Source organism: Rhizobium changzhiense (assembly GCF_013087625.1).
Classification (GTDB): domain Bacteria; phylum Pseudomonadota; class Alphaproteobacteria; order Rhizobiales; family Rhizobiaceae; genus Rhizobium; species Rhizobium sophorae.
The window spans coordinates 1,395,614-1,415,584 of record NZ_JABFCQ010000001.1 but is presented as its reverse complement, the minus strand read 5'-3'; the positions used below and the strand labels follow the sequence as shown (position 1 = coordinate 1,415,584).

At 59.5% G+C, this 19,971-nt stretch carries 18 protein-coding genes, 1 tRNA gene and 3 pseudogenes; 9 read left to right on the top strand and 13 right to left on the bottom strand.

Going from position 1 to position 19,971, the window contains the following annotated elements; genetic code table 11:
• Positions 1-141: 141 nt before the first annotated feature.
• The 9 genes from G9X68_RS07045 to rpmH all read right to left on the bottom strand — a co-directional run bounded on the left by G9X68_RS07045 (position 142) and on the right by rpmH (position 6,921).
• Positions 142-1,218, bottom strand: a complete 1,077-nt coding sequence (locus G9X68_RS07045; RefSeq protein WP_171601785.1) for a sensor histidine kinase — start codon at positions 1,216-1,218, stop codon at positions 142-144.
• Positions 1,219-1,354: 136 nt separating this feature from the next.
• A complete protein-coding gene (locus G9X68_RS07040; protein ID WP_171602174.1) occupies positions 1,355-1,630 on the bottom strand; it encodes a hypothetical protein in 276 nt (91 codons plus the stop codon).
• A gap of 121 nt (positions 1,631-1,751) precedes the next feature.
• Positions 1,752-1,976 (bottom strand): hypothetical protein, encoded by a 225-nt coding sequence (locus G9X68_RS07035; RefSeq protein ID WP_027666179.1) that lies wholly within the window; start codon positions 1,974-1,976, stop codon positions 1,752-1,754.
• A 133-nt stretch (positions 1,977-2,109) separates the two neighbouring features.
• A complete protein-coding gene (locus G9X68_RS07030) occupies positions 2,110-2,319 on the bottom strand; it encodes a cold-shock protein (protein WP_018244551.1) in 210 nt (69 codons plus the stop codon).
• A 267-nt stretch (positions 2,320-2,586) separates the two neighbouring features.
• Positions 2,587-3,240: a ribosome biogenesis GTP-binding protein YihA/YsxC gene (gene yihA / locus G9X68_RS07025; protein ID WP_171601784.1), complete on the bottom strand. Its 654-nt coding sequence runs from the start codon at positions 3,238-3,240 to the stop codon at positions 2,587-2,589.
• 219 nt (positions 3,241-3,459) lie between these two features.
• Positions 3,460-4,224, bottom strand: a complete 765-nt coding sequence (locus G9X68_RS07020) for an SDR family oxidoreductase (protein WP_171601783.1) — start codon at positions 4,222-4,224, stop codon at positions 3,460-3,462.
• A 350-nt stretch (positions 4,225-4,574) separates the two neighbouring features.
• Complete coding sequence (gene yidC, locus G9X68_RS07015) at positions 4,575-6,365, bottom strand: membrane protein insertase YidC (RefSeq protein ID WP_171601782.1); 1,791 nt, start codon at positions 6,363-6,365, stop codon at positions 4,575-4,577.
• Positions 6,365-6,766 carry a ribonuclease P protein component gene (gene rnpA, locus G9X68_RS07010; protein ID WP_171601781.1) on the bottom strand — a complete coding sequence of 134 codons (402 nt, stop codon included), beginning with the start codon at positions 6,764-6,766 and terminating at the stop codon, positions 6,365-6,367. Before rnpA ends, yidC begins: the two co-directional genes overlap by 1 nt.
• Positions 6,767-6,786: 20 nt before the next feature.
• Positions 6,787-6,921, bottom strand: coding sequence for a 50S ribosomal protein L34 (gene rpmH / locus G9X68_RS07005; RefSeq protein WP_003545006.1), 135 nt, complete (start codon positions 6,919-6,921; stop codon positions 6,787-6,789).
• Positions 6,922-7,338: 417 nt separating this feature from the next.
• On the opposite strand from rpmH, the gene G9X68_RS07000 reads away from it, so the two are divergent.
• From G9X68_RS07000 to G9X68_RS06975, 6 genes are all read left to right on the top strand, one after another.
• Entirely contained in the window at positions 7,339-9,336 is a 1,998-nt protein-coding gene (locus G9X68_RS07000) for a methyl-accepting chemotaxis protein (protein ID WP_171601780.1), read from the top strand.
• A gap of 346 nt (positions 9,337-9,682) precedes the next feature.
• On the top strand, positions 9,683-11,203 hold the full coding sequence (locus tag G9X68_RS06995) for an ATP-binding protein (protein WP_171601779.1): 1,521 nt from the start codon (positions 9,683-9,685) through the stop codon (positions 11,201-11,203).
• A gap of 122 nt (positions 11,204-11,325) precedes the next feature.
• Positions 11,326-11,402 (top strand) — tRNA-Arg (locus G9X68_RS06990).
• A 590-nt stretch (positions 11,403-11,992) separates the two neighbouring features.
• Positions 11,993-13,864, top strand: a complete 1,872-nt coding sequence (locus tag G9X68_RS06985; RefSeq protein WP_171601778.1) for an adenylate/guanylate cyclase domain-containing protein — start codon at positions 11,993-11,995, stop codon at positions 13,862-13,864.
• Positions 13,865-14,426: 562 nt separating this feature from the next.
• Complete coding sequence (locus tag G9X68_RS06980; protein WP_171601777.1) at positions 14,427-16,358, top strand: hypothetical protein; 1,932 nt, start codon at positions 14,427-14,429, stop codon at positions 16,356-16,358.
• 29 nt (positions 16,359-16,387) lie between these two features.
• Positions 16,388-16,606 (top strand): hypothetical protein, encoded by a 219-nt coding sequence (locus tag G9X68_RS06975; RefSeq protein WP_171601776.1) that lies wholly within the window; start codon positions 16,388-16,390, stop codon positions 16,604-16,606.
• A gap of 92 nt (positions 16,607-16,698) precedes the next feature.
• Here G9X68_RS06975 and G9X68_RS31635 read toward each other — a convergent pair.
• From G9X68_RS31635 to G9X68_RS06965, 3 genes and pseudogenes are all read right to left on the bottom strand, one after another.
• Positions 16,699-16,779, bottom strand: a pseudogene (locus G9X68_RS31635) (DUF982 domain-containing protein); the annotation flags it as partial.
• Positions 16,777-17,142 (bottom strand): annotated as a pseudogene (locus G9X68_RS06970) (hypothetical protein); the annotation flags it as partial. The pseudogenes G9X68_RS06970 and G9X68_RS31635, both read right to left, overlap by 3 nt.
• Before the next feature lie 213 nt (positions 17,143-17,355).
• Positions 17,356-17,781 carry a hypothetical protein gene (locus tag G9X68_RS06965; protein WP_171601775.1) on the bottom strand — a complete coding sequence of 142 codons (426 nt, stop codon included), beginning with the start codon at positions 17,779-17,781 and terminating at the stop codon, positions 17,356-17,358.
• 280 nt (positions 17,782-18,061) lie between these two features.
• On the opposite strand from G9X68_RS06965, the gene G9X68_RS06960 reads away from it, so the two are divergent.
• Complete coding sequence (locus tag G9X68_RS06960; protein WP_171601774.1) at positions 18,062-18,661, top strand: hypothetical protein; 600 nt, start codon at positions 18,062-18,064, stop codon at positions 18,659-18,661.
• Between the two features lie 20 nt (positions 18,662-18,681).
• Here G9X68_RS06960 and G9X68_RS06955 read toward each other — a convergent pair.
• Positions 18,682-18,932, bottom strand: a pseudogene (locus G9X68_RS06955) (hypothetical protein); the annotation flags it as partial.
• A gap of 133 nt (positions 18,933-19,065) precedes the next feature.
• Between G9X68_RS06955 and G9X68_RS06950 the strand changes: the two are divergent.
• The gene (locus tag G9X68_RS06950; RefSeq protein WP_171601773.1) at positions 19,066-19,386 is read left to right on the top strand and encodes a hypothetical protein; all 321 of its coding nucleotides are present in this window, start codon (positions 19,066-19,068) and stop codon (positions 19,384-19,386) included.
• Positions 19,387-19,575: 189 nt separating this feature from the next.
• Positions 19,576-19,947, top strand: coding sequence for a cell surface protein (locus G9X68_RS06945; RefSeq protein WP_171601772.1), 372 nt, complete (start codon positions 19,576-19,578; stop codon positions 19,945-19,947).
• Positions 19,948-19,971 lie beyond the last annotated feature (24 nt).

Here is a 19,971-nt window from a genome sequence, read left to right as displayed (position 1 = left end):
GCTCTTCGGGGCGCCCCAAACACAAATCGATGAGGTGGCTAGCGCATAACCCCGAAAATCGGAATCGATTTTCGGAAAGGATTACGCGCAGATTCAAAGTGATAGAGCGTCCTTAGCGCGTCTGAAAAGACGCGCGGCGCTCTATTGGGTTGCTTCGGATCTCGGGAAGACGAGGGAGACACTCATGCCGGTGTCAGGGGAAGAGTTGACTTCAACCTCGGCGCGGGCATTCTGCTTCAGCGACTGCACGATCATCGCGCTCAGCTTTCCCGGCTGCGGCCAAGTCACATCCTGGGGAAGACCGACCCCATTGTCAGCGACAGTGATCCTGCACCCGGTATCGCCGACGACACAACGGAGCGTGATTTCGCCGCCATCGCGCCCCACGAAGGCATGCTTCAGCGTATTCGTGAGGAGTTCGTTGATGACGAGGCCGGCCGGCATGGCGACATCGACCGACACCGGCCAGGTATCGACCTTCATGTCCAGCCGGATCCCTTCCACGGCGTGTGCCGCCATCACCGAGGCGGCAATCTGGCTGACATAGGTGCCAAGATCGACTGTGGCGCCTTTCTCTTCGTCCGACAGTGAGCGATAGAGCAGGGCCAAGGCTTCAATCCGCCCGGCAAGCCGTGCAAACCTCTCGCTTTCCTCATTCTGTTGAGCATTGCGCGCCTCCATTCGGATGAGTGCCGTGATCATCTGAAGATTATTCTTCACGCGATGCTGAAGTTCCCGCAGAAGGATATCTTTCTCCGTCAGCAGTTCGCTGAAGCTCTCCGCGGCCGTCGCCTCATTGCGGGCAGCAAAGGCCACCAATCGGAAAAGCGGCGTGTCATCATCGTCGACGATCGTATTCGACCAGACGTCGATAATGACGGTGCTCTCGGGTTCGGCCACCAGCGAGAAGGCACCAATATACTCTTCTGCAGAGGTCACAGCGGCGGTAAGCGGCACCTCTCCGGAGACGGCGGTAGATTTCAATTCAATGTCAGGCCAGGGCTTTCCCTGGACTTGGGTTGCCTCAAGCGCCGTCAGCCGTTCGAATTCGAGATTGACATAAATCAGCGGCTCGTCGCCACCGAGTTCGGAGACAGCCACCGCGAATGGCACATGGTCGAGAAAGTGTCGAAACCGGTCATCATCAAGGGCTTCGGCAAGATGGGGCAAGTTGCCGACGCCTTCCGGCGAAATCGGCTGGTCTTTGCTATCGGTCATCAAATATTACTCGTGGACGCGGCTGCTCCCGGACAACAGGAGAACTAGGGTTGCTTTAAAAACTGCAGGGACGCAAGCGCAATCAACGCCGGTCAGTCCATGCAAGCCGTTTCTTAACTCGGCGATTATTCGTGATTTAAGCCCGGTCATAGGTAAATGACGTCAGCAGGGTCGTGACGAAATTGCTCGCCCTTTCCTTGACTAGCACTTCCGTCCACTCATCAGTCCCGCGCAGCCGCAAATCCGTGTAAATACTGTCGACGGCTGCTACTTCGATACGCTTGATATGCGTCTTGAACGAAGCCTCGCCGCCGCCGTGATACATGTCTCTGATCACCATGCGCAGAATTTCCTGAATGGCGATCTGCCAGGCCGTATTGATCGACTGAAGTTCCTGCGGAGTCTCTGCCATTGATGCTTCCTTGATGCGAGTGAATGCCAGCACGCTTTGGGTCGTGCTGTAGCGCCCGATCTGCAAGCCCGTCATTTCAGACGCGTTTTAAATCTCGATCCTTGTCGATCGGTGCGCGATCTCAGCGGGCTCTGGCGCGTTTCGCAATGAGGGCAGAGGTTGCCGACACCCGGTTACTATGTTCCCTCGCAAGCCGGGCTTCCCGAAGCCGCAACGTCTTTGCCTGTTGCGACTGGGCGTCGGATTCGAGTTCTTCGGCCGCCTGGTTCTTTGCGAAGAACTGGGTCTGGACGTTGCCGAAGGCAATCTCCGCCCGCTGGCGAGATTTGCTGTATGTCTCTGTCATGTTGGCTCCGATATGGGAGGGCTCGACGCGCGAGCGAAAACAAAAAAGGCCAGGCAAATCGCCTGGCCTTGGATTGATAACGTGCTTCCGGCAGTGCCAGTACATCCGTGGTCAAAGGGAAGCAGATACCGATTTAAGCGTTCTGGAGATTGCAAGCGGACATCTTGCCCGACTTGTTGTCACGCTCGAGGTCGAAGCCGATCTTCTGGCCTTCGACGAGGTCGCGCATTCCGGCGCGCTCGACGGCGGAGATGTGAACGAAGGCGTCGTCGCCGCCATTGTCAGGCTGAATGAAGCCGAAGCCTTTGGTGGAATTGAACCATTTAACTGTGCCAGTGGCCATGATGATGAACCCTTTCATAGCAATATTGAAGAACCGCAACGCCAAGGCGATGCGGATGGTGATAGCGATTTTTGAAAGGAAGTTCGTTCAGGGCGCGGTGCCAATCGCGCGATAACCAAGCCAGCAAGCAAAATTCGATGGTCGCTATCTAGCTCATCCGGGTTGCGTCGTCAACCATTAGTTTTCCGTTGGCACCATGCTCAACCGTGGGATGTCGCGGAGACCTTTACACCAAACCCGGCTTTGCGTCCGGCGTGCGCAGGCCTTCTACATCCAGCGGGCGATACCGACGGTTTCGGCGATCGCTTGGCGCAGTTCGTCCAGTCCATCGCCCTTTTCGGACGAGGTGGACAGAACGCCGGGATAGGCAGCCGGGCGTTTGCGGATCTTTTCCGCCGTCTCGGCAAGCAGCTTCGGCACACCAGCCGCCTTGATCTTGTCGGTCTTGGTCAGCACGATCTGGTAGGAGACGGCGGCCTTGTCGAGCAGATCAAGCACATCGTCGTCATTCTTCTTGATACCGTGGCGGCTGTCGATCAGCACATAGACGCGCTTCAGCGTCGCGCGGCCGCGCAGATAATCGAAGACGAGCTTGGTCCACTTGTCGACCTGCTCCTTCGGCGCCTGCGCATAGCCATAACCCGGCATGTCGACGATCGCCGTCGGCGGCAGGTCGCCGCCTTCGCCGGAATAACCGTCCGGCACGAAATAGTTCAGTTCCTGCGTGCGTCCCGGCGTATTCGATGTGCGCGCCAGACCTTTCTGGCCGACCAGCGCATTGATCAGCGACGACTTGCCGACATTCGAGCGACCGGCGAAGGCCACTTCCAGCGGCCCTTCCGGCGGGAGGAAATTCAGGGAGGGCACGCCGCGGATGAAAATCCATGGGTGGCCGAAGAGCGGCTTTTCGATGTCGGACATGCGGGTTCTGCAATCTCTGGGTTCGGACTTTTACCGGGCTTCGTGGTTTTGTGGGCGGATGTCAAGCTTTGACGGGCTGACTGCTGATGCGAAGCGCTCGTCGGAACATTTGCCAGGCAAGCCGCTTCGCCGACCTCAGCTCGGCTGAACTCTCGTCGCAGCCGCTGAAAAGGAGGCCCGAAGGCCTCCGGTCCGCTGCCTGAACCCCGTGATGGAGACCTACGCTTCCTTCGCGGGATTCATCGCGTCGAAAATGACATCATAGTGGCCATCCCGTTCCGCCCACCTACGGGCGAAATCGCGTTCGAGCAACACCTCGCCGCGCACATGATCCTTTCTTTCCAGGAGATCCATGACTGCGGAGACGTAGACATCGACAGGCATGGCGCGCGGGTCTGTCGCTTGACCGGCGCCCGTCAGTTCGGTCTGAACATAGGGAGGTGAAAGCTCCAGCACCTCAATCGGAAAGCCACGGAGTTGATGGCGTAGTGACTGAAGCCACGAATGCACGAAAGCCTTGCTGGCGCAGTAGGCCGGAAAATCGGCACGCGGCACGAAAGCCAAGGCAGAACTTGTCGCCATGATCGTTGCGTCCGGCTGCCGCTTCAGAAGGGGCAGGAAAGCGGCGGTCACGCGCAAGACGCCGAGGATGTTGATCTCGACAATCGCCTGGGCGTCTGAGGTATCCCAGCTTTCCACAATCATGTCTTCTGCCCGTGAGATCCCGGCATTGGCAATCAGGATGTTGAGCTGCGGGAAGCGTGTCTGGACTTCGGCTTGAAGGCGCAGCACAGAGTCCGGATCGCCGAGGTCGAGCGGGAGGCCGGTCATGCCGGGATGGCCGGCGGTGATCTGCTCGAGCAGGTCCCCGCGCCGACCGGCGATGATGACGCGATTGCCGCGATCATGAAAAGCTTCAGCAAGCGCACGGCCGATACCGCTGGTGCCGCCGGTGATGAGAATGGTGTTACCTGTGATATTCATTGGGTAGCCTTCCATAGTGGTTGAGGGAAGGCCACGGCAAACCGGGAAGACAGCGACAATCGCGGTACAAGTCCGCGATAATCCCCGAATATCCTCTGTGTACGATGGGGGCTTACCGTGGCGTCGTTTTTCATCGAGATCTCCCGGCTGGGACCTTCTCGACAAAGGACGCGTTGGATAACGGTAACGCCTACGACAGCGCCCGCTCAGGGGCTTGTAACAGCATGGCTAGCGTGACGGGGTCGGCTCTGTCAAGCGCTGCTCCGGGACCTCGGCCACCTCGATCGAAGACATGAGGCTTCGCAAGACCCAGAAATGAAAAGCCCCGCCGGAGCGGGGCTTGGCAAGCGTCATTTCGACGGTACTTCTTTTCGTCGGAACAGACCCTTCAGATTGTCGAAGAGTTCGACCTTGACGCCGTGGCGCTTCATGATCAGCCCCTGCTGGGCAACCGAGAGCGTGTTGTTCCAGGCCCAGTAGATGACCAGGCCGGCCGGGAAGCTGGCCAGCATGAACATGAACACCAGCGGCATCCAGTTGAAGATCATCGCCTGTGTCGGATCGGGCGGCGTCGGGTTCATGCGCATCTGCACGAACATGGTGATGCCCATGATCAGCGGCCAGACGCCGAGGTGTAGCAGCGCCGGCCCCTCGAAAGGCAAAAGGCCGAACAGATTGACGATCGTCGTCGGGTCGGGCGCCGAAAGGTCCTTGATCCAGCCGAAGAAGGGCGCGTGCCGCATCTCGATGGTGATGTAGATCACCTTGTAGAGCGAGAAAAAGATCGGGATCTGCAGCGCCACCGGCCAGCAGCCGGCGATCGGATTGATCTTCTCTTCCTTGTAGAGCTGCATCATCGCCTGTTGCAGCCCCATGCGGTCGTCGCCGAATTTTGCCTTCAACTCCTCCATCTTAGGCTGCATGCGCTTCATGTTCGCCATCGAAGCGTACTGCTTGCTGGCAAGCGGGAAGAACAGGAGCTTGACGACGATGGTCGTGCACAGGATCGCCACGCCGAAATTGCCGAAGTAGCGGAAGAAGAAGTCCATCAGCTTGAACATCGGCTTGGTGATGAAATAGAACCAGCCCCAGTCGATCAGCCGGTCGAACTTCGGGATCGAGTAGCTGGCCTCATAACCGTCGATGACAGGCACTTCCTTGGCGCCGGCGAAGACGAGGTTCTTCAGCTCGATCGACTGGCCCGGCGCAACGGTGAAGGCATCATCCTTGTAATCGGCCTGATAGCGCGGCTGGCCATCGGCAAAGTGGGAGAAGCGCGCCTCATAGGCCGCACTTTGCGGCGGAACGATCGTCGCCGCCCAATATTTGTCGGTGATGCCAAGCCATCCGCCGGTGGATTTCGCCGGCGTGACGGCTTCCTCCTCGACGGCGCTATATTTGGTTTCGATCAGGCCGTCGCCGATCACGCCGATGAAGCCTTCATGCAGCACGTAGACGGAGGGCGTCGTCGGCTTGTTGTACCGCGTCACCCGGCCGTAGGAAGAAAGCGATGCGGGCGCCTGGCCGGTATTCTCGATCTTGTCGGCGACGGTGAACATGTACCGTTCGTCGACGGAAATGGTGCGAGTGAAGGTCAGGCCCTTGTCATTGGTGTAGGAGAGCGTCACCGGCGTCTTTTCGGTGAGCTTGGCGCCCTCGGGCGCGGTCCAGAGCGTCGCCGCGCCGGGAACGGCGCCTGTCGCGTCGCTGCCGATATAGCCGAGTTCGGTGAAATAGCCGTCCTTGGTTTCCGCCGGGCTGAACAGCGTGATGATCGGGCTCGAGTCGTCGACGGTCTCGTGATAGCCCTTGAGCTTCAGATCGTCGAGGCGGGCGCCGGCCAGATTGATCGAGCCGGAAAGTGCCGGCGTATCGATGACGACGCGCGGGGACTTCTGCAGCGCCTGCTCGAGCGTCGCTGTCGCGGCTGCTTGGCCGGAAGGTGCCGTACCGCTCGGCTGGGCCGGTGCCTGGCCGCCGGCTGCCGGCTGCTGCACTTGCTCGGTCTGTTGCTGAGCCTTCTGGGCTTCCTGCGCCTTGCGCTGGGCCTCGATGCGCGGATTCATATAGAGAAACTGCCAGCCGAGGACGATCAGCACCGAGAGAGCGATCGCAATGAAATAATTGCGGTTGTTTTCCATCATACGTTCCTGGGGCGTCCGTCTCCGGAGCGCCGGTGTTTCGGCCTGGTTTCCACGCGGGATTTCAGTTCCGCGGCCAATTCCTGGAAGGACGCGTCCAGCACGTCCCTGCGCGCGACAACCACATAGTCGTGTCCGGGCTGCATTGCAAACCCCGCATGAAGCCGCACCGCCTCTTTCAGGCGGCGGCGCATGCGGTTCCGTTCGACCGCGTTGCCATGTTTTTTGGTGACTGTAAAACCGACGCGTGCCTGACTGTCGGGTTCCTTCCGGTCGAGGACTTCGAGGAGGAAGAGGCCGCCCCGGCGTTTTTCGCCCTCGCGCGCGGCAAGAAACTGCGGGCGGCTCTTCAGCCGCCCGACAGTGTGTCTCTTTTCACTGATCGTCAATTCGCCCGCCATCTCTTACCGGGCAACCCGGCTTACGCCGACAGACGATTGCGGCCCTGCGCGCGGCGGGCTGCGATGACCTTGCGGCCACCCTTCGTGGACATGCGGGCACGGAAACCGTGGCGACGCTTGCGAACAAGCTTGGATGGTTGGTAGGTACGCTTCATTTATTTTAAACACCGCGGAGTGCGGCCCTTCTTGAATTTGCATAATGCAAGGAGCGTTGTTTTTCGAACGGGCGGGCCATGAAAGGCTTGAGTGACCGGACGTGCGCGGGCTTATAAGGATGAAGGTCGTAAAAGTCAATTATGCCGGATAATTTCACTCTGCGCTGCCGGCTTCAAGGTATTTTCGCACTCTGGTATTAATAATTTAGGCGTGCCCTGCGTGGTTGTAATATTCGCGGCAGCAGATCGATAGCCCCGGTTTTCAGGCGCTTACGCCTCCGGGCCGCGTCCGACATGGATCATTTCCGAGGCCGTAATCGTAAATATTAGAAATCTAACTTTAATAAATTTCGCCGATATTCAACGCATCGACTGGGGAATTTGCTTTCCAGCAGCGGCGTAGCTAGGAGCACTGCATTGAAGATCCGGGGCAAAATTAATCTGCTCGTTTGCGTGATGGGCGCGGTCGCACTTCTGATCGGCGCAACGGCATTGTCCGCCATGCACGAATACAGTCGCAACCTGACGGCTTACGAGCATGCCGCCAGCCGCGCCTATGCCGGCGAACGCCTCAATCGTTTCGTCACGGCCGTGGTCATGGAATCGCGTGGCATTTATGCCGCCAAAACGATCAAGGATACGCCGAACTTCGCCAAGGGCCTCATGGCCGGCCTCGACGAGATCGACGAGGTCATCTCGGGCTGGGCGCCGCTCGTTCCCGAGAGCCAGAAGGCCGATTTTGCCAAGCTCGTCGCCCGTGCCGCGGAATTCCGTACCTTCCGCACGGAAACGGCCCGCCTCGGCACCGAGGTCGGTCCCGAGGCCGCTGGCCAACAGGGCAACAACGACGCCAACCGCGCCAACCGCAAGGCGTTCCAGGCGGAAATCGATGCCGTCGTCGCCACCGACAAGGCAGCACTGGAGACCGTCAACGCCGAGATCGAGAGCTTCCGCTCCTGGGTGTTGATGCTCGTCCTCAGCATCACCGGCATCGGCATCGCGGTCGGCATCGGCATGGGCTTCTATATCGGCACCAGCCATCTGAGCCGCCCGATCAAACGTGTCACCCATGCGATCAAGGAAGTCGCCGACGGCAATTTCGACGCCGAGGTCCCCTTTGCCGGCCGTCCCGACGAAATCGGCGAGATGGCCGCAGCGGTTGCGGTCTTCAAGGCGAACGGCCTCGCCGTCAAGCGCCTGAACGCCCAGGAGGCGGCGATGCGCGCCAAGAGCGACGACTTGCAGTCGAGCATGTCCGTCGTCGTGGCCGCGGCCGCGGCCGGCGATTTCAGCCATCGCATCAGCAAGGACTACGAGGACGACAACCTCAACCAGTTCGCCGGCAACATCAACATGCTGCTGTCGAGCGTCGATGCCGGCATCGGCGAGACCCGCCGCGTCGTCGCAAGCCTTGCTGAAGGCGATCTCACCCAGACGATGAGCGGCAACTTCCAGGGTGCCTTCGCCGAGTTGCAACAGAACGTCAACAATACCTTCGTCACCCTGCAGGCGACGATGCGCGAAGTGCGCGAAACGACGGAAGCGATGAACGGCAACACCGCCGAGCTGCGCAATGCCAGCGACGACCTGTCGAAGCGCACCGAGCAGCAGGCAGCCGCCCTCGAAGAGACCTCGGCAGCGCTCGACGAAATCACCGCCGTCGTCCAGAATTCCACCGAGCGGGCGCATGAAGCCACCATCATGGTGTCCGAAGCCAAGGAGAATGCCGGCCGCTCCGGCGTCGTCGTGCGCAATGCCGTCGAGGCGATGGGCCGCATCGAACAGGCCTCACGCGAAATCAGCCAGATCATCAACGTCATCGATGAGATCGCCTTCCAGACCAACCTGCTGGCGCTGAACGCCGGCGTCGAGGCGGCCCGCGCCGGCGAGGCCGGAAAGGGCTTCGCGGTGGTGGCGCAGGAAGTGCGCGAACTCGCTCAGCGTTCGGCAACGGCTGCCAAGGACATCAAGGCACTGATCACCAAATCGGGCGACGAGGTGCAGGTCGGCGTCAAGCTCGTCCAGGCGACCGGCGAGGCGCTGGCTGAAATCGGCACCCGCGTCATCGCCATCAACGACCATATCCATTCGATTGCGACGGCTGCGACCGAACAGTCGACCGGCCTCAAGGAGGTCAATACCGCCGTCAACCAGATGGACCAGGTGACCCAACAGAATGCCGCGATGGTGGAAGAGACCTCCGCCGCCACGCACAGGCTTTCGGCCGAAGCCAATGGGCTGGTGAGCCTTATTGCCCGCTTCAAACTATCGGATGATGCGCCGGCGCCCGTGGCACTCGTCCGCAACGAGCCACAAAGACCGGTCGCCTCGCCGGCCCGCCGGGCGATCGCCAAGGTCGCCCGCGCCTTCGGCGGCAATGCGGCGCCTGCCGAACAGAGCTGGGAAGAGTTCTAAGCTTTACTGATCACGCGCCTTTTAACGCCGCCTCCGGGCGGCGTTAGTTTTTCTGCCCGGTCCGCGCCGGGCAAAGACCCGCCCCAAAGGGGGAGGGGCTTAAACTGTCGCACCGGCGCTTCCCACTTCGTCGTTTCATCCGCGGAAGGGCTAATATTTGCTGCGCGGGCCGCAAACTAGTCCCTCCCTTGTGGGGAGGGGTTGGGAGGGTCTTCCTCCTCTGGGGCGGCGTTTCCTTTGTGACGACATGACGCTGCTCGCAAAGATTTGAAAGCGGAGCATCTTGGTCTAATGTAGAGCTCAACGGTAAGGGCGGCCTTGGTGCTGCCGATCGGGCGAGACGAGAATGCCGATGAGAGATCAGGGCGACAATCCTTCGGCGGAAACCCCGGCGGCCGGCGAGGCCGCAAGGGCGCCGTGCCCGTCTGCCGGCTTGTTCGGCGGTCTTTCCGGCAAGCTGCTCTGGCTCACCGTCTTCTTTATCATGCTCGCCGAAATCCTCATCTTCTTCCCCTCGGTCGCCAGCATGCGCGTACGCTGGCTGCAGGACAGGCTGAATACGGCCGCTGCCGCCGCCATCGTCATCGATGGGCTGCAGCCGGTCGAACTGCCGCGCGCGCTGCAGAAGGAGACCTTGGAGGCGACCGGCACCAAAGCGATCGTGCTGCGCAAGGAGGGCACCTCGCGGCTGTTGGCGACGACCGATATGCCGACCTCCGTCGACGAATCCTACGATCTCACCGATGTGCCGCCGGTAACGGCGATACGCGACGCGCTCGACACGCTGGTCTTCGGTGGCGGCAGGATGATCCGCGTCTATGGCCCCGTCGGGGAAACCAACACCGGCGTCGAGGTGGTGATGAAGGACAGGCCGCTGCGCAGGGCGATGTTCGTCTATTCCCGCAATGTCCTGTTGTTGTCGGTGCTGATCTCGCTGTTCACGGCGACGCTGATCTTCTTTGCGATCAACCGCATCCTCATCGGCCCGATCCGCCGGCTGACCGGCAGCATGCAGCAATTCTCCTCCGATCCTGACAACCCGGCCCATATCTATATCGGCGACGGCGGCCGCGACGAACTGGCGGTCGCCGGCCGCAATCTCACCTCGATGCAGATGGAACTGCAGAAGACGCTGAAGCAGCAGAAGAACCTTGCCGCTCTCGGCCTCGCCGTCTCCAAGATCAATCACGACATGCGCAATATCCTGGCCTCTGCGCAGCTGATGTCGGACAGGCTGGTCGATGTCGACGATCCGATGGTCAAGAGCTTCGCCCCGAAGCTCTTGCGCACCATCGACCGCGCCGTCGGTTATACCACCGAGGTGCTGTCCTACGGCAAGGCGAGCGAATCGGCGCCGCGCCGCCGCCATATCCTGCTTTTGGAACTGACCCAGGAGGTCAAGGACATATTGGCGATCGATCCGCAGAGCGGCATCGAATTCGTCGAGCAGATCGGCGCCGATCTCAAGGTCGATGCCGATGGCGAGCAGCTTTTCCGCGTCATCCACAATCTCTGCCGCAACGCGTTGCAGGCGCTGACCGCGCCGGGCGAGGGCGGCCCGGGGTCTATCCGGCGCATCACCGTTTCCGCCCAGCGGGTCGGCAGCGTCGTCAGTATCACGGTAGACGATACCGGCCCCGGCATGCCGCTGAAGGCCCGCCAGAACCTCTTTGCCGCCTTCCGCGGCTCCGCCCGCTCCGGCGGCACCGGCCTCGGCCTGACCATCGCCCGCGAGCTGGTGCTCGCCCATGGCGGCACGATCGCGCTGGTGGAAAAACCGACGGTCGGCACGCAGTTCCGCATCGAGATCCCCGATCGCCCGGTTTCGCTGGAGGATTACCGCAGCCGGACGCACATCGAAAAGTGACAGGGGTTCGCAAGGCGCGGCTGCTGGCAGACAAAGAAGCGATTTTTTCAGAAATGCTCTTGCATTGTCCCGAAGGACGTTTTAGAGGATCGCCACGCAAGCGGCACCGCCGCATTTTGCACGCACCCGTAGCTCAGCTGGATAGAGCACCAGACTACGAATCTGGGGGTCAGGAGTTCGAATCTCTTCGGGTGCGCCATTTCCATACAAAGAACTGGGCACTCCTGCCGCAGCCGCTCCGCTCATCACGAAACGCTCCTGAACGTCCCGCCTTCCGTGGATGCGGATTTCGTCGTCATCGACTTCGACCTGATCGATAACGGAGCGAAGGTAGGCGCGGCGGAATGGTATCGGCCCTTGCGTTACGTTCTCCCGCATGAGGCGGGCGAACGCGTCGGTCTTCTTCTCAGTCACGCGCGTGTCGGGACGCTACGGCGAAGGCTCGCTCCAGCGCGGCCTTCGCGTGATCGCGCTCGTCCTTCAGCGAAGCGATGCGGCCCTCCTGCGAGTGACGATCGCTTGCGCGAAGAAAAGCGGGCTCTGGAATATACCACCAAAGCAGGGGCTGCCCGTGTGTATTGCCGTCGCCCTCATCGGTACGGCGACGGGACGGCTCCAGACGAAGTAGAGGCCGGCGGACCGCCAATTGACGGACCGTCTCAATATTCACGCATTTATGAGCTGTAGTGATTACCGCTTCCCGAATTGCAGGACTAGTCTGAATGATCGCCGCACACTAATTGTTAGCAGTGCCGGCCGTGTGCCAGGCCACTCCGTTGGGAGGCTGAAATGCAACGCAAGCTCGCGGCAATCATGGCCGCTGACATCGTCGACTATAGCCGGCTGATGGCCGAGGACGAGTCTGCCACCTATGCGGAGCTGCGCACCGTTTTTGACCACCTGATCGACCCCACTGTCGCCCGCCATGGCGGAACCACCTTCAAAACGATGGGTGACGGCTTCCTTGCGATGTTCCCGAGCGTCAACGAGGCCGTTGATGCGGCACTTGCCATCCAGCAAGGTTTTGACGACGGGCCTTTCAAGCTGCGTATCGGCATCAACCTCGGTGATGTCATCGAGGATAATGGCGATGTCTATGGGGATGGGGTGAACGTCGCGGCCCGGCTTGAAGCCATGGCCGAGCCCGGGCAGATATTCGTCAGCGGCGCTGTGGTGATGGCCGCCGAGCGCAACCGCGGCGATCTGTTCGCCCGGCTCGGCCGCAGGCGCGCCAAGAATATTCCCGAGCTGCTTGAAGTGTACCGCGTAAGGCGGGCGGACTCTCCCCGGTCGATCTGGCAGCAGGTGCCACATGTCTTGCGCTGCAGCGCGGCGCGCTGGTCTTATGGCGTTGCTGCCATCGCTCTCATTCTCATCGGCACCCAGATTTCACCCCTTCCGCTGGCAGCGATGGTGAGCGGCATCCCAACTGCACTCTCTCTAGACCAGACCCGTCGAGACCCCAGACCCTCGATTGCCGTCATGCCGTTCGCAACCATGAGCGGTAGCGGTGACCAGCCTTACTTTGCGGACGGACTGACCGAGGACGTGACCACGGCGCTCGCTCGTAATCCCGAGCTTCAGGTCATCGCCCGCGATTCCACTTATGCGGTGCGCGGTCAGGAAACGGATGTACGCAAGCTCGCGGCAAAGCTTGGCGTTGATTACGTGGTTGAAGGCAGCGCGCGCCGGGAAGGCGACCAGCTCCGCGTTTCGGCGCAGCTCATTGATGTAGGCACGGGGGCGCACTTGTGGTCGCGCAGCTTCGACAAGAAGGTTGCTGACGTTTTCGCCGTCCAGAGCGAGCTCACCACGGAAATCGTCGCGCAGCTCGCGCCTTATATCGGTCGAAGCGAAGCGGCAGCGGCGGCGCTGCGGCCGACGGATAATCTGCAGGCCTATGATCTCGTCTTGCAGGCCCGCAACCGTTACCGGCACGGCGCCACTGACCATAACGCTATTCTCGATGCCCGTGGCCTGTATCAGCGCGCCCTGGAAATGGACCCGGCTTATGCCGCAGCCCGCGCAGGCCTTGCGCTGACCTATATCGGCGAAGTGGCGCAAAGGCCCGGCGGTCAGGCGGCCGCGCCCGAGCTGGATCTGGGTCTCAGTGAGGCGCGGCAGGCCGTGCGGCTCGATCCCAATCTCGGTTTTGGATATCAGGTCATCAGTTTCGGACTTGCACTGCAGGCGGACTATTCCGGCGGACTGCAGGCGGCGCAGCGCGCGGTCGAACTGAACCCCAACGATCCCGACAGCATGATGGCGCTGGCAAAGGCGCAGGTTCGGTTTGGAGAGTATTCAGACGCTGTCGCCAATGCCGAGCGGGCGCGCCGACTGCACCCTATGGCGCCGGAATATTATGCCTATGTGCATGGTCAGGCGCTTTATGCCGATGGCCGCCGCGAAGAGGCGGCCACGGTCATCAGCGAGTGTCTTGTCAGAGCGCCCCGCGATGCGAATTGCCTTCTCATCCAAGCCGCGTTGCAGGGTGGAAGCGGAGAGCTTGAAAAGGCGCAGGCTACCATGGCGAGCCTTGTTGAAGTCCATCCGGCATTCTCGCTGGAGGCGGAAAGGGCTTATCGCCGGTTCGGCGACAAGCCCTTGATGGAAGAGTTCCTGCAGGACCTGGCGAGAGCCAAAGCCCCGGAGACGGCTTGACGTTCCTGTCAGCGTCGCGGCAATTGGCTGTGCCAACAGTATAGGAAAACAATCACATAGGAGTGCCCATTTTCATCTCGTCGGGCGCGCCATTTCTCTTTTTCACTGAAAATGTGCCCTAACCTTTTGCCGTAGGGAATCCGCCGGGTGCTTTCTCGAAGCGTGCATTCGTTCGGGCGATCAGGTGAAAATTTCACCAACAACAGCGCAAGTAGGGCTGCTCAATTGATTGATTTTAGTTCTCGGTTTTGTAGTAATTTTCCTAAGGATACCTCTAACTCTGCCGAAAATGCGTAAAAACGGCTATCCAACGTGCTTGAGGGAGCGATCTTAGGTATAGAATTCTTCTAAAGATAACTGGCTATAAATTGGTTTGCGAAAATCCATTCGTACTGGCGAGGACCCCAAGCATAATGCAACCTTTGCGTCACGCGCGCATATTGAATTTCGCGGGCCATTGGGACAAAGTGCCCGCCGCGTAACGAGTTCGCGACTTTGTTATTACAATGCGCGCATTTCACTTTTTCATGTGAACACCCGGATGTGGTGACGTAAAGGCAAAATGACTTTTGTTCTGAACACCTTTGGTAGGTTGCAGCTCGTTGACGGACAGGGGAGCCTCGTCGCATTTCCCGAGAAAGGGTTGCTGCTTCTCGTCTATTTGTTGACGACCGGTCGAGGTTCGGCGGATCGAACGACCTTGGCTCGTTTTCTGTGGGGCGATGCCGATAGGGACGTCGCACTTTCGACTTTGCGTAAGCTGATTTCGAGAATCAAGGCCCGTCAAACAGAACTCGGAATAAACATTCTTTCATCCCAGGGCAACATGGTCTCTCTCGACCGAGAGTCCTTGTCTTCCGACCTTCTGCTATCCGAGATAGACGAATCGGTCGCGTCGTTCTCCCTGCTTAAGCATCTCGTGAAGCTACTGAACCAGCCCTTTCTGGGGCCGGTTCACTGCCACAGTCGCGAGTTTCAACACTGGTTTGCCGAGCGCGAAAAATGCCATATCGACCTTCTCGCACATACATTGAAAACGGTATCTCGACGGGCGCAGTCGAGAACGGAATCCGAACTCCTGCGAAAGGCCGCCATTATCCTGTTTCGGACGGAACCGAAGGATCCGGATACGCTGCAGTTGCTGATAGAGATATTCAAGGCGGAGGAAGAAGTTGAATCCCTTCGAAACCATTTCGAACAGCGGCGCATGTCGATTTCGCGAGGGATCGCAGTACGCGCCGCATCCGACGGTGGTGACACAAAACCCGTTCTCCCGGCTCTAGCGCCTTCAAGGGAAAAACACGCAACAGCTGTTTCCCTTGAGCCCGAGGACCTCAGCATTGCAATTCCTCGCCTGGTGCTGCTTCCACCCAGAAATCAATCCATTCATCCCCAAGCCGGTTTTTTAGCCGCGTCTTTGGTGGAGGATATCACGATTGGATTTTGCGCCTTCAACAGCCTGCAGGTCATAGCCCCATATTCGGCGGTGCAAATTGGCCACCACATGGAGACCCAGAAGGCTTTCTTCGAACGACTCCACGTCAATTACATTCTCGACACTCGGATCAGCAATGCGGGCGATGGCGTCACCCTGTTCGCTCAATTGATCTTTTTTGACCAGAATCAAATTGTCTGGGCAGAAAGATTCAGCCTTGATCATGGAGATCTTGTCAAAGACAGGAGGACTGTCTCTCGACGGATTGCTCTTTCCATATCCAGCGAAATCGAGCGCCATGAGGCGTTACGTGAGGATCTGAATCCGGCTGCCTACCATCGATATCTCGTTGGCAGGCGGCATCTGGCGCGCCTGACGCTTCCGAACCTACGGCGTGCGCGCAAGGAGATGAAAGCCGCGCTCAGCGTCAGCCCCGATTTCGCACCGGCACTGAGTTCGATGGCACGGACTTACTCCAAGGAATGGTTGCTGACCGCGCGAGGCGATATCGATCTGTTGAAAACGGCAGAGACTTTGGCAAACCAGGCCACCGAAACGCGTTCGGATTTTGCCGATGGTTATCGCGAGTTTGGCGTGGCGAAATTGTTGCAGGGTGCATTTGACGAAAGCGCCGAGGCAATGGAAGTGGCAGAGAGCCTTGCCCCGCATTATGCGGATGTTATTGCCGACTACGCGGACACTTTGGTTCATTGTTCGCTCCCTGCCATCGCCTTGCGAAAGATCGAGCGGGCAATCGATTTGAACCCGCTCAGCCCCGACACCTATTTCTGGACGGCTGCCGGAGCAAATTATGCCCTTGGCGAATTCGAAGCTTCGCTGGATTACATTGGGCAAATGGCCGATGCCAGCTTGGCCGACAGGCTATCGGCCGCAAACTGGGCCATGTTGGGCCACCAGGATAAGGCGCGGACGTTCGTAAGGAGGTTTCGCGAAGTCAACCCGGACTTCGATGTGGACAAATGGCTGTCCGCAGTTCCGAGTAAGGAGCAATGGCATAAGGATCTTTACCGAGAAGGCCTGAAGAAAGCTGGATTTTAAACATCAATCATTAGAAGTGGGAAAAAAGCATGGCTAGAGTTGTTGTTATTAGTGTTGAAGGCGACGATGATCTCTGGATCGCTGATCTGGATGCCGGCACGGTTGTGCCTCTTCCGTCTCCCCAGTCGGGTGGGCTGAAAGCGGTGACCGACCTTCGCGCGACCGGGTCAATCGTGACGAAGGGTGTCAATCTGGCCGTGGTTGTCAAGTCCGCGGACGCAGCATTGTCGGGCCATTATGATGGCTGATCGCGCATAATCTCTGCGTCATCACGCTGGATGGCGGGCCGAGATGACCGCTCGCCTTCCAGCGCCAAATAGGCACCGCACGGGTCGCGGCTTTATTCCTTGATCGGTATTCCGGCTTCGATCGCAGCATCGATGAACGCCTGCCGCGCCTCTTCCCGGTTTCGTTTGCCCGCGGTGCCATAGGCCGTGGGGGAATTCCGATATAGCAGGTTCATCTGGTAGCTATCGGCAAGGCCCGCAATGCCTTCCGGCAAGTCGGCGCTGAGGGACCAGCGGACCCGCATGCCGTCTTCAACCCGCGACAGGACCGTCATACGCTGGCGAAACGCGCCGCGCACCGTCATGGCCGAGGCGCCTGGCTTGTCGAACCAGAACGACATATCAGTCTCGGTCGCTTTTTGAACGCGGTAGCTGCGCTCGACGCCCGTCGCCGGCGCGTAGCTCAGGATCTCGATGCCGCCGGCGGACCATGCCGGATGGGAGAGTATGAGGCAAACGCAAAACCAGACAAATCTCTTCCAGCACAGTGATGTCATGCGGGCAGGGCCTCTGAACATTGAAGGTTGTAGGGCGCCTTCCGGCTGCCGGCCGCGAGCTTATTGGCTGATGAAGAGAATGGGTAGTGCCGACGCTGCGATAATCGTTTTGCGCGAAACTGCTTCAGGTTTTCAAGATCGAGATCGGGAGATCAAGGATAAGTACTTCTCATCGGCCGCTCCAGTCTCTGCCCCAAGACAGTGAAGCGAAAACTATTGAGCGGTCGGGTGGTCTCTCTCATAGGCTTCCCTTTCTTCCTTCCCGAACAAGGATGAGTAATAGCCGCTGCAAACCAGATATGAGCACTCATCCGGGTTGCCCGTTTGCCATCCCGGCTGGCAGAGGACGACGCGCTGGAATTTGGCGTTGCAAAGCCCGTGGTTTGCCAAGAGCCGCGGATCATTTCCGAAATACGCGCTTATGGCGTCCTTGCGAGTCCACGCGGGAACGATTTTCCAATCAGCGGCGCCGCCCTCAGCGCTCACATTGCCGGTCGCACAGAAGGACCAATTCGAGATCACGACCGGCTGATCGCAGGAAAAAGCCTGAACGGCGCTTCCCAGCAGGATCGAAATCAATGCCAGCAGCCGCTTGCCGCAAACCACCACGCTCTTTTCCCTCATGCCGATCATTCCCATCGCGCTCCTACCCCTCGATATTCAGGCGCTGATCGTAGCAGGCGCAACCGAACAATGTAAGATCAAGACTAAGAATATTTTCCTAGTTCATGGATCGTTCTTGCGCTAGGTTGCCCGTGATTGCAACCATGGAATGCCGGATGTCGAGCAAATTTTTCCCTATCGGCGAGTTGGTCGCCGGGACGAGCCCGGGCCGTCGCCCGCTTTATGAACAGAATTGCCGGTCTCGCAGCACAGGCAGATTGCCGAAGGATCGGCTGGCGGCGGGGGCGAGGGGCTGATGGCGGAATTCAACCCTCGTGACAAGAGCCGAACCAATGCGGGCAAGACGCGGGCGATGGTGCGCAAGCATACCGCTCCGCCCAGATCGGAAGAAAGCGGGCGCGACGACGGTAGCCTTCGCTGGCAGTGGTTGACGATTCAGCTGCTGGAATCCCCGGCCTTCACCACATTGAGTGCGAATGCCTGCCGCGCCTTCTTCCGCATCGTCATCGAGCACGCGGCCCACGCCGCCTTCGAAAACGGCAAGCTGATCGTGACCCATCCTCAGTTCGTGTCTTACGGCGTGACCGGCGAATATGTGGCCGATGCGATCGATGAGCTCGAATATAAGGGGCTGATAAAAGTTCGCCGCGACCGGGCGGGCAGCGGTGTCGCGCATCCCAACCGATTCACGCTGACCTTTGTCGGTGATCACGAGGGTGCGCCACCGACGGATGAATGGAAACGATGCACGGCGGAAAGATGCCGGAAATGGTCCGAGACCGACCGCAAGCTTGCCGCCGACAAACGCGGTCGCGTCGGCAGGAAGAAAAAAGTCCCACTTCGGAATCCCGAAATCCCACCACTTCGGGATTCCGAAATCCGCCGCGCTTTGTGAGATGTCGACATGAGGAAACATTAAATGATTTCAATGCCCCAACCAATTTCGGGATTCCGAAGTGCTATATAGAGTCTGGCGGGGGAGGCTCCAGCGAAACACTTCGCCACGATCAGGAACTCCGTTTCCCGCCCCCCGATCTTCCCAGCCGAAGTCGTGCGAAGCAGAAGGCAGAAAGCCTCATAGAGCCAATAAGTGGGGGAATTCGGTCCTTGAGCGCGTGCACCTGTGTCGACACATATTCGCCGACGAAGACGACATCCATGCCGAGCCGTCTCCAACCTCAAGGCGGCGCCGACCGACCGAAATTCGCAGGCAAGCCATCGGCATGCCTAGTTTCGCGCAACCTTCCTGATGTATCCGCAGGTCTGATGATCTTTAAGGCGCTTCAGCCGGAGGAACGCATGGCGGTGGGAATTTTTCGGGCTCTGGCTGTCCTGGCGATGATGACGACCCTTGGCGGCTGCATCGACCATGCCAATGATCCCGTGCTCCTGGCGGTCGGCGTGCCGGTCAATCCGCCTGCTGTTGCGCACGGCCTTTGCATGACCGACGGCAACGCCATGTATGACGAGGTGAGGAAGCAGTATCAGCTGCGCGCCCAGCTGACCGGCTATGCCGGGGCCGATGAGTTGGAAGCCGAAACCACGGCGCGGGCCGCCGCCCATCGCCAATATGTCGCTTGCCTCTCCGGCCAAGGTTACCGGGCATTATACGCCAATTGAGAACAGAGAATTCACGTTTCGTCGCCAGCGCCGTTCGAGCCCTTTCCTGATCGCGACTTTTCACGCTTTTCGGCGATTTAGTCACGCCGGATCGCCTGCAATCACGAGTTTTGGAATTGCGTGTGAGCCATGGAACTCCGCTCATCTGAAAGGCATTTTCCCGAGATAAATCCATAAGGAGGGTTTATCATGAAGATGTTCAGACTTGCCCCATCCACCGCCGCGCTCGGCGCCCTTCTCGCCCTCACGTCGATCATCCCCGCGCAGGCAGCACCCGTTCAGACGGCTCGGCCGCCTGCGGTCTTGGACGTAAAAATGGTGCAATATAAATCACATGCGGGGTCCTGGCATGGCTACCAGGGCTTTCGCACGGAGCGCCCGGGCACCCGCCGCCATTCCGATGGCTACTGGTATCCGCTTGCCGCCTTCGGCGTCGAGGCCGGCACCACGGGCTCTATCGCCCGCCCGTCGGTGAACAGGCCGGCAGCTGCGGAAATGTGCAACCCTACGTTTTCCGGATCGATCGGTCCCGGCAGCATGCCCTGTGATAACGGCTATTGAGCCGGCAAATGAAAAAGGCGGCGA